The sequence below is a fragment of the Vibrio sp. 10N.222.52.C12 genome, from assembly GCF_041474215.1.
Lineage (GTDB): Bacteria > Pseudomonadota > Gammaproteobacteria > Enterobacterales > Vibrionaceae > Vibrio > Vibrio crassostreae_C.
Map to the genome: position 1 here is coordinate 38,606 of NZ_JBFRTR010000017.1, position 13,391 is coordinate 51,996.

Annotated in this window: 12 protein-coding genes and 1 riboswitch; of the genes, 5 read left to right on the forward strand and 7 right to left on the reverse strand. The window is 45.0% G+C overall.

What is annotated here, in order from left to right; genetic code table 11:
- Positions 1-181: 181 nt before the first annotated feature.
- The 3 genes from thiB to mpl form a co-directional block, all read right to left on the reverse strand.
- On the reverse strand, positions 182-1,174 hold the full coding sequence (gene thiB / locus AB4623_RS03735) for a thiamine ABC transporter substrate binding subunit (protein ID WP_372145776.1): 993 nt from the start codon (positions 1,172-1,174) through the stop codon (positions 182-184).
- A 53-nt stretch (positions 1,175-1,227) separates the two neighbouring features.
- Positions 1,228-1,347: riboswitch (TPP riboswitch) on the reverse strand.
- A 43-nt stretch (positions 1,348-1,390) separates the two neighbouring features.
- On the reverse strand, positions 1,391-2,014 hold the full coding sequence (locus tag AB4623_RS03740) for a flavin prenyltransferase UbiX (protein WP_017058905.1): 624 nt from the start codon (positions 2,012-2,014) through the stop codon (positions 1,391-1,393).
- 38 nt (positions 2,015-2,052) lie between these two features.
- Positions 2,053-3,411: a UDP-N-acetylmuramate:L-alanyl-gamma-D-glutamyl-meso-diaminopimelate ligase gene (mpl, locus tag AB4623_RS03745; protein ID WP_065584318.1), complete on the reverse strand. Its 1,359-nt coding sequence runs from the start codon at positions 3,409-3,411 to the stop codon at positions 2,053-2,055.
- Between the two features lie 270 nt (positions 3,412-3,681).
- Between mpl and fbp the strand changes: the two genes are divergently transcribed.
- Entirely contained in the window at positions 3,682-4,692 is a 1,011-nt protein-coding gene (gene fbp / locus AB4623_RS03750; RefSeq protein WP_116871609.1) for a class 1 fructose-bisphosphatase, read from the forward strand.
- A gap of 87 nt (positions 4,693-4,779) precedes the next feature.
- On the opposite strand, the gene AB4623_RS03755 is transcribed toward fbp, so the two are convergent.
- Genes AB4623_RS03755 through AB4623_RS03765 form a run of 3 tightly spaced genes read right to left on the reverse strand, consistent with a single transcriptional unit; the run spans position 4,780 to position 10,622 of the window.
- Positions 4,780-5,136: a gamma-glutamylcyclotransferase gene (locus tag AB4623_RS03755; RefSeq protein WP_017069403.1), complete on the reverse strand. Its 357-nt coding sequence runs from the start codon at positions 5,134-5,136 to the stop codon at positions 4,780-4,782.
- An 18-nt stretch (positions 5,137-5,154) separates the two neighbouring features.
- Positions 5,155-8,913 (reverse strand): translocation/assembly module TamB domain-containing protein, encoded by a 3,759-nt coding sequence (locus AB4623_RS03760; RefSeq protein WP_372145778.1) that lies wholly within the window; start codon positions 8,911-8,913, stop codon positions 5,155-5,157.
- Complete coding sequence (locus AB4623_RS03765) at positions 8,910-10,622, reverse strand: autotransporter assembly complex family protein (RefSeq protein WP_372074954.1); 1,713 nt, start codon at positions 10,620-10,622, stop codon at positions 8,910-8,912. The genes AB4623_RS03760 and AB4623_RS03765 overlap by 4 nt, the downstream gene beginning before the upstream one ends.
- 195 nt (positions 10,623-10,817) lie before the next feature.
- Here AB4623_RS03765 and msrA point away from each other — a divergent pair, with 195 nt between their 5' ends.
- Positions 10,818-11,447, forward strand: coding sequence for a peptide-methionine (S)-S-oxide reductase MsrA (msrA, locus tag AB4623_RS03770; protein WP_017058899.1), 630 nt, complete (start codon positions 10,818-10,820; stop codon positions 11,445-11,447).
- A 110-nt stretch (positions 11,448-11,557) separates the two neighbouring features.
- Here the strand turns inward: msrA and AB4623_RS03775 are convergent, their stop codons facing one another.
- The gene (locus AB4623_RS03775; RefSeq protein WP_017058898.1) at positions 11,558-11,758 is read right to left on the reverse strand and encodes a DUF1107 family protein; all 201 of its coding nucleotides are present in this window, start codon (positions 11,756-11,758) and stop codon (positions 11,558-11,560) included.
- A gap of 253 nt (positions 11,759-12,011) precedes the next feature.
- On the opposite strand from AB4623_RS03775, the gene AB4623_RS03780 reads away from it, so the two are divergent.
- From AB4623_RS03780 to AB4623_RS03790, 3 genes are all read left to right on the forward strand, one after another.
- On the forward strand, positions 12,012-12,563 hold the full coding sequence (locus tag AB4623_RS03780; RefSeq protein WP_372145780.1) for a YtfJ family protein: 552 nt from the start codon (positions 12,012-12,014) through the stop codon (positions 12,561-12,563).
- Between the two features lie 91 nt (positions 12,564-12,654).
- Entirely contained in the window at positions 12,655-12,945 is a 291-nt protein-coding gene (locus AB4623_RS03785) for a DUF2607 family protein (RefSeq protein ID WP_017063722.1), read from the forward strand.
- A 40-nt stretch (positions 12,946-12,985) separates the two neighbouring features.
- On the forward strand, positions 12,986-13,391 hold a 406-nt coding region (locus tag AB4623_RS03790; protein WP_372145781.1), incomplete at its 3' end, for a DUF2796 domain-containing protein.

Below are 13,391 nucleotides of genomic sequence, written 5' to 3' on the forward strand. Positions count from 1 at the left end.
TTGCTAAGCAATGCCCCAACTGCTGAAACCACGAAGGCGGTAATGAGTATCGCAACCCAGATACCTACCTTAGGTGTTTTCTTTATCATAGATTGATTTTTTACCGTAAATGGTTCGCTCAGTTAACATCGAACAAACCTTTAAATACAGAAAGTTAGAAAGCTAATTTTTTAAAAGAAAATTAAAAAGTAAGTGCACTCTGCCATTCACGAATCCATGGCTTACGCTTAGCTGCAATTTCTTCGGGTGTAAAGCTTAGCGCTTTCTGAGGAACCGTAAGTTGCTCGAACCCTTTTGGAAGCTCAATATCGGTCACTGGGTACATCCAGTTACCTGTTGGCATCGCCGATTGGAATTCATCACTTAGGATAAACGCCATAAACTCATCAGCAAGTTTCTCGTTCTTACTGCCTTTAACTTTAGCGGCCACTTCCACTTGAGTGTAATGCCCTTCTTCGAAGCTTGCTGCTGCATACTTAGAATCGCTCTCTGCAATAATGTGGTAAGCAGGAGACGTTGTGTAAGACAACACTAAATCCGACTCGCCTTCTAGGAACATAGAGTAAGCTTCAGACCAGCCTTTGGTTACAGTCACTGTTTTCTGAGCAAGCTTCTTCCATGCTGCTGTCGCTTCATCACCGTATACTGATTTCATCCAAAGCATCATGCCTTGGCCTGGTGTTGATGTACGTGGATCTTGGTAGATGACCTTAAGATCATCACGCTGCTCAACCAGTTCTTTCAAGCTCTTCGGCGGGTTTTCCAGTTTCTTTTTATTGTAAACAAAAGCAAAGTAGCCAAAGTCATAGGGTACAAAAGTGCTGTCGTTCCAACCATTAGGAAGCGTTACCGATGACGTATCAACATTATGCTCAGCCAATAAGCCCGTCGCTTTCGCTTCAGCCATTAGGTTGTTGTCTAGGCCTAATACGATGTCAGCTTTGCTGTTGCCGCCTTCGAGACGCAAGCGGTTAAGAATAGACACGCCATCTTCAAGCGCGACAAAGTTCACATCACAACCACACTTCTCTTCGAATGCTTTTTCAACGGCAGGACGAGGGCCCCAATCCGCAGCAAAAGAGTCATAGGTGTATACAGTCAAAGTGTTGTCTGCAGCAAAGGCAGAAAAAGAAATAGCTGTAGTAACAGCAAGGGTAGTTAATGTGAATTTCACTGGACGCTCTCCATGGTCTGAGCGGCACAGGTTTGAGGGAGGAGAACGGTAGAGGTTGTTCCTAACTCAATTCCTACGCCAGCATTATCTGGTTCAGGTTTACGGGTCCCAAGCACCTGCTTGATCTCAGCTCGCATTCATTATTTGAATGGTTCGCTCCCCGATGAGTGTTCAGAATTGTAATTTGATTTTTAACAATAAGCTATCAAGTTTGGATCAATTACGTTGATCGTAACCCCAACGTGGCACTAAACCTTGTTCGATACCAAGGTGATCTAGAATACGCGCCACCATAAAGTCGACCAGTTCTTCAATTGACTTAGGTTGATGATAAAAACCCGGGGCTGCAGGCATGATCGTCACGCCCATGGTCGAAAGCTTATGCATGTTCTCTAGATGAAGCGTCGAAAATGGCGTCTCACGAACCACCAACAACAGCTGTCCTCGCTCTTTCATGACTACGTCTGCTGCTCGCTCAATCAGGTTATCCGACAATCCATGTGCAATCGAAGCCAAGCTTCCCGCGGAACATGGGCAAACGACCATCTGCTTCGGTGCAGCTGAACCAGAGGCAACCGGCGAGAACCAATCATCTTTGCCACACACCACCAGCTTTTCAGGGTCGCAGCCAAGATGTTTAACCAAAGCTTGTTTCGCCGCATCTGGCCCAGCAGGTAACTTAAGTTCATGCTCGGTCGCCAATACCACTCGCGCTGCCGATGAAATCAGCAAGTAGACCTGATAGTCGGCTGCCAAAAGGCATTCAAGTAAACGCAGGCCATAAGGCGCACCAGATGCGCCAGTGAAAGCAAGGGTTATCGCTTTATCGTGTTTTGTCATGTTCTCAATTACTTCAAATTATAAGGTCGTGGATGCCGTTAGCCTTTGAGTGCCAAACCATCCAACAGTTTTTGATGAATGCCACCAAAGCCACCATTACTCATTACCAAAATTTGGTCGCCAGCTTGTGCCTCTGAGACAATTTTAGCAACGAATGCATCCATGTCATCACTCACGTGTGCCGGTTGGTGACAAGCGTCTGCAACATCTTGAACTGACCAATCAATGTTATCCGGTTGGAATAAGTAGGTAGAATCCGCCTGCTTCAACGAATCAGCCAGTATTTCTTTGTGCACACCACGTTTCATGGTGGCAGAACGAGGCTCTAAAACGGCAATGATTTTCTTAGTGTCGACCTTATTACGTAATCCCCCGAGCGTAAGTTCAATCGCCGTTGGATGATGAGCAAAATCGTCATAAACAGACACACCTGCCACCTCGCCTTTAAACTCCAAACGGCGCTTAGTATTAATAAAGGTAGCTAGTGATTCACAAGCAAGGTCAGGTGTCACGCCCACATGACGTGCAGCTGCAATCGCCATCAAAGCATTATTTACGTTGTGGTCGCCCACTAAATCCCAATTTACGGTTCCAACACATTCATTTTGGAAGTAAACCTCAAATTGAGAGCCATCTTTGACCAGTTTCTTGGCATCCCAGTCGCCTTGCTCGCCACTCGATTCAGTTTCACTCCAGCAACCGCGAGCTAGAACATCTTCAATAGCGCTGTCTTGCTTAGGTGAGAAAATGCGACCATTGCTTGGCACAGTACGCACCAAATGATGAAATTGTCGCTTAATCGCTTCAAGATCGTCAAAGATGTCCGCATGATCAAACTCTAGGTTATTCATCACTAAGGTTCTTGGGTGGTAATGAACGAACTTAGATCGTTTATCGAAAAAAGCACTGTCGTATTCGTCGGCTTCTACCACGAAGAACATGCTTTCACCAAGGCGAGCAGAGATACCAAAGTTACCCAACACTCCGCCAACTAAGAAGCCCGGTGCATAGCCACAGTCTTCCAAGATCCAAGCCAACATGCTTGATGTCGTGGTCTTACCGTGCGTTCCCGATACCGCTAACACCCAACGGTCATGCAGTAAGAACTCTTGCAACCACTGAGGACCAGAGGTGTATCTAAGGTTGTTATCCAACACATACTCAACACACGGATTACCGCGGCTCATTGCGTTACCGATAACCACGAGATCTGGCCTTGGTTCTAATTGGCTAGGGTCGAACCCTTCAATAATTTCAATCCCTTGTGATTCCAACAAGGTGCTCATTGGTGGGTAAACATTCGCGTCACTACCCGTAACCTTGTGACCTAATTGACGAGCCAATACCGCAGCACCACCCATGAAGGTGCCACAAATTCCTAAGATATGAATATGCATAAATTGCTTCCAAACGCTTGGCTAAATAAACAGTGCCTAATTAAAACGGCTTGCACTCATTATCATTAAATGGCGATTAAAAGCGAGCGGCAATGCAAAACAAATTGAGTCGACATAGTAAGTGAGATCTGTGTCGCTTAGTTCATTACCATTAAAAAGATCTAACCTTTAGAATTTAGGTAAGCGTCTAGATGAATAAAGCCCACTCAAGAGGCCGAATCTACAGTGCTCAAATCCCCCCTAATATTGAGAGAAGTTTAAGGAAATAACATGTCTGAGATGCGCACCCTTGGTGAGTTCATTGTTGAGAAACAGAGTGACTTCCCCCATGCAAGCGGTGATCTATCATCCCTTTTGTCGTCTATTCGACTTGCTGCAAAAATTGTTAACCGTGAGATCAACAAGGCTGGCCTAGTCGACATCACTGGCGCTGTTGGTACAGACAACGTGCAAGGTGAAGAGCAGCAAAAGCTAGACCTTTACGCGAACGACAAATTTAAAGCGGCTCTAGAAGCCCGTGACCAAGTTTGTGGTGTTGCAAGTGAAGAAGAAGACGAAGCTGTCGCCTTCAATAAAGAGCTCAACAAAAACGCAAAATACGTTGTACTGATGGATCCACTAGATGGCTCATCAAACATCGATGTAAATGTATCGGTTGGTACAATTTTCTCTATCTACCGTCGAGTATCACCGATCGGTACACCACCAACACAAGAAGATTTCTTACAGCCCGGGCACAAGCAAGTAGCCGCGGGTTACGTGATTTACGGTTCTTCAACCATGCTTGTATACACAACTGGTGCTGGCGTAAATGGTTTCACCTACGATCCATCTCTGGGTACTTTCTGTCTATCTCATGAAAACATGATGATTCCAGACGAAGGCAAGATCTACTCGATCAACGAAGGTAACTACATCCGCTTCCCAACCGGTGTTAAGAAGTACATCAAATACTGTCAGGAAAGCGAGCCAAGCGATAACCGCCCTTACACGTCACGTTACATTGGTTCTCTTGTGTCTGATTTCCACCGTAACTTGCTAAAAGGCGGCATCTACTTATACCCAAGTACAGAGAGCCACCCTCAAGGTAAATTGCGTTTGCTTTATGAATGCAACCCTATTGCTTTCCTTATGGAGCAAGCTGGCGGTATTGCATCAGACGGTGCACAGCGTATCATGGATATCAAACCAACTGAGCTACACCAACGTGTACCTTTCTTTGTTGGCTCAACAAACATGGTTCGCAAAGTAGAAGAGTTTCTTGAGCTGAACCCTGAGTAACCCTCTCATTTCATTCTCAAACTAACGCTATTAAAAAGCCAGCACCTCAGTGCTGGCTTTTTGTTGTCTCGTAAGGTGATTAACTAGTTAGGAATCATTGTTCCGCTGACACCAGTTACCCGAAAGTATTTCTTTATTAGCTGTTAGATCAAGCTGATACAAATATACCCATGCTAATCCAAATATAGTCTCTATTTGCTCGCGACGATACTCAACAGGAACATCTTCTAGCCGATCGAGCGACTCTAAAATTTCGTCGTTAATGATATAGACCTCACCAGCGACACTTTTCTTTCCCAAAATCATCGCCGGATAGGCACCTAAATCAAAAAGTGCGTATTCCTTAGGTGTATCAAACTGCCCTAATAAATCGCAGCCCTGCAAATAATGGTGATTGGACTGACCTTGCCTCAAGGTTCCATAGACAAAAACAAGATGCTGCATATGCCCTCCCATACGGCTCTACTCGAACTCAAATTGATAGAGAAGATCCACAGCACTGTCTAGGCCAGAAACAGCTTCAACATAGAGATCCTGCATCAATCTATAACGAACGGTAAACTCACCTAACGAGTTAAAGATACCCACACCATACTTCACCTGTAAGCCAGGCAGGATGTAACCACTTACCGTCACTTGAGAGTCATCGCCAGAGCCTGCAGTATCCAGTTGCAAGTCCTTTACACCAAAGGCTTCACCGATTTCACCAACAACCTTACCACTCTTCGCTAAACTCAAACCGATTAAAGTCGTTGTCATCGAACCGCTCGACTCACCGTCGATATCTTGGCCACGCAAAATATAAGACAGTGCGTTCGCTTGTGGCATCGCTGGGTCAGAATAAATCTCGATGGTAGGCTCTGTCGCAGGGCCAGTCACTCGAATACCAGCGGTCACGTCATCCTGAGTATTATCAGGATTACGAATCGCGTTGATGGCTACGTATGGCTGATCCGGTGGTCCATTCATTAGGATCTTACCCTCTTCGATCAAGAGGTCTTGCCCGAATGATTGATAAGTACCATCGACGATGTTCACTTCACCTGTAATAAATGGACCTTGGTCTTTTTGAGCCACGTTGAGCTTACCGACCAAATCACCTTCAAGACCGAAGGCAGACAGTTTAAAGTCATCACCAATGGAGATATTAATGTTGGTCATCACATTGAATGGAATCGTATCTTCGTTTTCTGGCTCTAGATCTTTATTCAAAATAACCTGATCAGAAGAGACGCCAACCGCTGACGGTGGTAAATCTTCAACAACAATTCGTCCCCATGGTAATGCAATATCACCGGTGATTTTCGCCAGCTCTGGTGTGACATCAATAGTCATATCAGGTACGACCTTCACCTTAACCATCGGTGGGATATCAACCATCAACTCATCAGCGAAAACTCTAACGTTCGAATGCCATGCTTTAAGATCTTGCCAATCTCCGGTTCCCTCAATATCAAGGTGACCATCAGGTGTTTCGACATTCGCATCCAGTTTTGCACTATAACCATCAAAGTCGAGGTCGATGCGGCCATCTTTCACATCAACAGGCGTAACATCGCCTTTGACTTGAATACCATCAACAGAGAATTGACCAAAGACTTGAGGGTGCATCAGAGAGCCTTTAACTTGAAGATCACTCTCAAGGTCGGCTTTCAATAAGCTGTATTCACCTAGAATTGGTTGTAAGAAATCAAGATGGAACGTGGTCAGCTTAATTGCCGCATCGACCATTTTGTCTTCGGCAAGAATATCCGGTAACGACACCGTGCCAGACAGGTCACCATTGTCGGAAACATCCAACTTAAAATCGGCATCCAGTTTGTTGTCTTTCAGTTGGGCATTCAATGCAACGCTTTCCCAACCCAGTGTGATTGGCTCACCCACTTGTTGAACAACCTGACCTTTCGGCATATCAACGCTTACCGTGACTTCAGGCTCATCTTGTTCAGACCACTTTGCATGAGCAGTCGCATTGACTAAGCCCTGTAATTGCGTCTCTTTAGGCACAAAGGCTTTAATCTGCTCGAAATCGAATTGATTGATGGCTACTTTGGCCTCACCCGATTTTCCGACACGAACGTCTTCATCCAAACACACGCTCGAACCCGATTGTTTCCAACAGTGCGCTTGAACATCGGCAAACTGTTTATCAACATCCGCATTTATCGCGACAGGTTGATCTAACACCCAAGGACCTTGCTGAGTAGTGATTTTGACTCTGTCTAACGATCCATACCAAATAAGAGAAGGCTTTTGAATCAACTCTCCGGAAATAGCTAAGCTTGTAGACACGATGTCGGATATCACATCAAGTGTCACTGTGTGTTTCTTCTCACCACCACTCACCGTGAGATCAATGCTTTTTACGCTCTGATCTTGATAGGTTAGGTTGTTAGCTTTTAATTCAAGATCAGCTTGAGCTTCAGGCAATGGCAGAGGAACCACAGAACCATTAAGCGACAAGGATTCTAGTGTTGCTTCGTTATTCCAATCTACCTTATCCACATTTAGAGCGAGATCGACTTCAGGCTTTTTCGTTGGACCACTGAGCTGGATGTTACCAATCACTTTACCTTTCAAATCAGGGACGCTTTTTACAAGCTCAGGGAAGTGAATCTCAACACCCATGTCCCATTTCTTATCAAGCTCACCCTGAGCCTTAATCGAGTTAACACCGTGAGCTAAGCTCAAACCACTGGTTTTCAGTTTTGGTTCACCGCTCGCGCTGCGATCCGACGCTGACAACTGACCTTCGATATCCAGAGGGTATTCTCGCAAGATCCCTTCAATATCCAATTTAGGCAGTTCAATCGCCCAGCCGCCCGCTTCCGTCAACTCACCTGAGGTGACGATGTTTCCACTAATGTTGCCCTCAGCTTCTGGCCACTGCAGACCCGGTTGAATATCTTTGAGTGTCACGTCAGCTTGCCAGTTAACGAGACTCTTCCAGTTCGCTTTAACGACACCGTTAAGCTCACCGCCTAGCGTGTTGAGCTTTAGACGCTCGAGATCAATTTGTTCCGTCGTGCCTTTACCCTGTAGATCGATGGCTAATTCAGGGATTTCCTTACCATCGGCTTCACCTTTAAGAAGAACATTAAAACCATCTAGTGAGCCATCAGCTTTAAATTGCTCAATTGTCGCTTGGTAATCGCTTTTTCCGGTAAGGGGCCACTGTGCTTGTCCGCCCTCTAAAAGAAGGTCAAATGGCAGAGTCGGTTCTAAGGGTTGAATATCCCCAGACAACTTTGCCTCAATCAGCTCAGAAAATTGGGAGTCTAGGTTTAGCTTAGCCACGCTGCCTTGTGCTTTCAGAGACAACTTCTGCCCAACAAGGTCGGTTTCTTTCACCAACGCATCCAAAGAAAGTTCTAGCGGGTAACCGCCCTTGAGCTCAACCTTCGTGGTTAGATTGGCGCTTGCTTGTGGCATATCGAGTTCGAGAGTTGAAACATCAACCGTGTGTTTGCCCGCGCGAGCTTCTAGCCCAAGGTGGTTAACAACGATTGGTGTTTCTTGTTCTAAGGTGAAACGGTTGAGGTCAAAACGCTCCAACACAACCTGCAGAGGAATCCAGACTTCCGGCAATTCGATAGCCGTTTTAACGGCAGCTTTTGGCTCAACCTTTTCTGCTTGCGGTTCTTCTGTCGACTCAGCGAGTTTAACCTTAAGATCATTGAATAAGGTTGGCGATACCGTTAGCTTTTCGCCCTGCATACTCAAAGCCGTAGAGAACAAGCTCCATTCAATTTCATGCCCTAAGATATTCAACTTGATATCAGACAAAGCGATACGGTTGATTACGATTGGCAACGGTGTTTTTACCGATGTTACGGGCGGAGTAGGTTCTGTTTCTTCTGTAGAGGCCGGAGGCAGTTCAGTAAATGCGAAGTCCAATCCTTGAATCGCTAAACGATCGACACACAACTTAGGGTCGAGCAGACAGCGAGGATTAATCGCCAAGTTCAGCTTTTGAACTTTGGTGTCTATATGCAGGCTCTCATCTTTAAACTGAACATTATTAAGCGTAAAGCTCGGGAACAGAGCCCCTTTAGTGCTTTCCACTTTAAGCTGTGGCAACGCTTTTTCAGCGCCCCACAACACAGTGTTCAACCCTGGATTGGTGAACAAAACAAAACCTAGCAAGGCTATCAACAACAGCAAAATAGACGTCAATGAGATCGACGTCCACTTGATGCACTTGCCCATCACTTTGATCATAATTCTGGCCCTAAACTAAAGTGTAACTGGAACTCATCACCTTTTGCTGCATCTAGACCCCAAGCAAAATCTAAGCTCACAGGGCCGACGGGCGACGCCCAACGAACCCCGACGCCGGTACCATGTTTCCATTCAGGTTTATCATTGAAGGCATCACCAATGTCGTAGAATGCTGCGCCCCACCAGTTTCCAACCAAGCGGTATTGGTATTCAAACGAGCTGGTTGCAATGAATTTGGCACCCGTTAGTGCGCCACTTTCATCTCGAGGAGAGATCGACTCATAACCATAACCACGAATGCTATTGTCACCACCAGCAAAGAATCTTAGGGAGGGAGATAGCTTATCAAACTCGTCGGCAAAGTTGCCGCCAAATTGAAGTCGAGTTAAGCCTCGGTGATTGTCGCCAATGCTTCGAATCCAAGCGGTTTGACCTTGAAAACGAACAACCTTAGTTTCAGATAACAAGGTATCATCACCCGCTTCAACCATAATGGTTTGTTTATCGCCCCACATCGGCATCGAACCGCCTCGCGTTCGAGTGCGTGAGAAAGAGATACCCGGCAGCACAAATTGCGCTAAATCATCCTGCAAACCTTGCTCATAGTTTTCGACCAAGTATCGAATGAAGACCGTGCGTTGCCAACCGTTATCCAGTCGCCAATATCTTTCTAGCGCTAAGTTTGACTCCAAACTCTTGGTATCACGATTATCCAAGTTTTTCATACCGTACTTAACTTGATAGTAGTCGTTCAGCACGTCATCCAGAGGGATTTTATAGGTAGCGGTAATCGTCTGTTCAGGTTTAGAAATCGACAGGCTGCTATTGAAGCTATGGCCTTGTTCATTAACCCAAGGTTTTTTCCACTTCAGAGTGCCTTTTACGCCAAGGTCGGTGGATACACCGATACCCGTTTCGATTTGGTTACGAGCTTGCGGAGCAAGGCTAACCTTCATCGGGATCTCTCGGCCTTCGCCTAACTGGCTTAAATCTGGTTCAACAAATACCGAGGAGAACCAATCCGTATTGGACAGGTTTTGGTTGTACTCACCGACTTTGGTGATTGAGTAAGGTTCGCCATCCTCAAATGGTTTAAGTGACTGCACCTTATCTTCTTCTATCTGGCTACCAGTAACCTGAGTAGTACCAAAGTGATAGCGGATACCACTGTTATAATGAAGACGAACATAAGCGCGGTTCAATTCAGGAGCGACTTCTAGCTTACTAAGATCATAAGCACCATCGAAGTAGCCTTTCGCTAAGCCAAGGTTGCGGATCGACGATTTCAAAGAGTCATAATTACCATGATTCAGAGTCGAACCTTTAGACAAGCTACTCTTCGCTATCAAGGCTAAAAAGTCTGGGTCATCCTTGGCTTCACCAGTTAGAACGATATCTGAAGTATAAATAACAACAGGCTCTCCCGGCTCAACCGTAACGGTCATTTCGGTATCATCTTCGGAGTGAGTAAATGTGATTTTAGGGTGGTAGTAGCCTAACGCATTCAGGGCTTCTTTAATCATAGATTCCAAGCGGGATTGGAATCTTAGTGAAACCGAATACTCTTCTTCAGGGATCGCACTCAGATAAGCATCAACATTATCCTCAAGCGCTCCATCTAGCCCTTTGATTTCAAGGGAAACGTCAGCGAAAGTGAGCGTCGATGACAATAGAGTGCCAATCAGAACTGGTAAAGTTTTTCTTATCATGTTTAATTGGTGAAGAAGTTATCAATACGTTAATAAGTGAAAAGAAATAATACCGCTAAATAGGCATTGAGTCTGTAATAAATCCTGGAATAACACGGTCTAATTTAAAGACTTATTCAATATTGACCAACAGTTAATATGAACCCACGTTAAATAAAAGCCAGCGCGGTAAACGTATGCGAAAAGGAATATAACATGCTAAACAAACAACAACTGGTTTCTGCAGCAACCGCACTACCGGGAAATGCTGACCCAATTCGAATCACTGAGCGCCATTTCGTCAATCAAACCGACCTGCTCGATGCACCCACGGGCTCTCAACAAGAAGTCCTGTTTGGTATGGGGTGCTTCTGGGGAGCTGAGCGTTTGTTTTGGCAATTGGATGGCGTTATTTCAACATCCGTTGGTTACGCTGGCGGATACACAGTTAATCCCACTTATGAACAAGTATGTACTGGGCAAACCGGCCATACCGAGGTCGTTCGTGTCATATTTGATAGTGAACAAACCTCTCTAGCTCGAATACTTGAAACCTTTTGGGAGCGTCATGACCCAACTCAAGGGATGCGCCAAGGCAACGATTTAGGGACTCAGTACCGTTCTGCGATTTACACCTTCAGTGAAGAACAACAATCTATCGCTGAGCACTCTAAACGTGAATATCAACGAGCAATGACTGAATCTTTAGGCAACGAGATCACGACGGAAGTTCTGCCTGCTGGAAAATATTTTTTCGCAGAAACCTACCACCAGCAATACCTAGCTAAAAATCCGAATGGGTATTGCGGGTTGGGTGGAACAGGTGTGTGCTTCCCTCCACAATAAGGTGCCGTTCGACATACCATCGTGAACGACACGCATTAAAAAAGGGCTTCCATCAGGAAGCCCTTTTCATTGTTAATCTATTCGGTGCAAGACAAATCGATAAAGCTCAGTTACACCGGCAACGCAGCAATGGTGCCGTTAACTTCTTTAAAAATAGTGAGCTTTTGTTTGTCTGAAACTTCAGGAAGTAGCACCTTGCCTTGGTCGAAGCGAAACTCTCCAACACCTTCAATAGCAAATTGGCCTTTGAACAGGACTTTAACGAAACGCGCCACCTGACGTGGACGGTAAGTAGAAAATTTTCTTAACATAATACAACCTCAATTCCATTTGAGTACTACAGTCACATACCTGAACAGCGTCGCTGTTCAAAGCACATTTAATCGCTAATTCCTTTAGCAAACAGCAAGATAATCTATTGTTCATCTTGATATTGATGCATTATACCTTTTGGTAACAAGCCTGCAACTTCTTTCTACGTCGTACGATAAAAAAGTTAAAGAGGCATTTTTCAAATTTCATATTATACTTCCTGTGCAAACCAATAAGCGGAACAAAAATATAATGAAAAACAAAACTCTACTGGCTTTTCTAGCCGCAGCCTCTCCACTCTTCGCCAATGCTCACAACCTATCAGTAGGCGCTACCCTGCCTGCCGTTGATGTGAGTAACTATGGTGAGATTGTTCTAAACGACGGAAATACTGGATATCAAGCTTGGGCAACCAATGCTCTTCTAGGTAAAGTTCGCGTCGTTCAAGCTATCGCTGGCCGCAGCAGCTCTAAAGAGCTCAACGCACCACTGATGGCAGCCATTACCGCATCGAAATTCTCAGAAGACAGCTACCAAACCACCACTATCATCAACCAAGATGATGCGATTTGGGGTACTGGGTCTTTTGTTAAGTCGTCTGCCGAAAGCAGCAAAGAAGAATTTCCATGGTCTTCTATGGTCCTAGATGAAGACGGCGCCGTTGCGTCAACATGGGCTCTAAAAGAAGAAAGCTCAGCGATTATCGTTCAAGACAATCAAGGTAAAATCTTGTTTGTAAAAGAAGGTGCATTAAACGAATCAGAAGTCACTCAAGTCATTGAGTTGATTAAAGCAAGCCTTTAATAAGATATTCGCGTCTTTTTCGAGACCTAACCAAAGGATATTGTTATATTATAACAGTATCCTTTTTTTAATTCTGTGGTTAATCATCCTGATGTGGCAAAACACACCCAACAATGTGAAACGCAAAACAGGCTTCTTGCTTGGGCTTATGCTCATGTTAAGCGTGTTAGCCGCAACACACATTGTGGATATCGCACCAGAGCACCACACCTCACACCATTGTGAGCTGTTTTCGCTTAATCAGTTCATCACAGCGCACTCACTACCACAGATTCCAGAGTTCCATTCGGAATTTACTGTCGCTATTACAGAGTCAGTAACTTCACTACAGCGGCTATATTTCGCTTATTTGGCACGCTCACCTCCTGTAAATATCGCTTAATTACCACTACTTTTTAATTAACCTTTATTCAGGAAAAAACATGAAACCTACTTTTTTAGCCGTTGTTATCGGCATGACTGTCTCTACAAATGCTCTAGCTAACGAAGAATTCCGCTCTCATGATGCACACGTACATGGCCAAGTTGAAGTAAACATCGCGCAAGATGGGCAAGAATTGCTTGTTGAAGTAACAGCTCCAGGCGCAGATGTGGTTGGGTTTGAACATGCTCCAAAAACTGCAGAACAGAAGAAAGTGTTTGAACAGGCTATCGCACAATTAAACAAGCCAGAAGAGCTGTTTAGTTTTAACAATGCGAGTTGTACTCTGAAGTTCAAGTCAGTAGCAAACACCTTAGAAGGTGGTCATGACGACCATGAAGGCCATGACCATGCGGAACACGGTTATGGCGCCCACAAAGACCATGATCACGCTGAACACGATCATG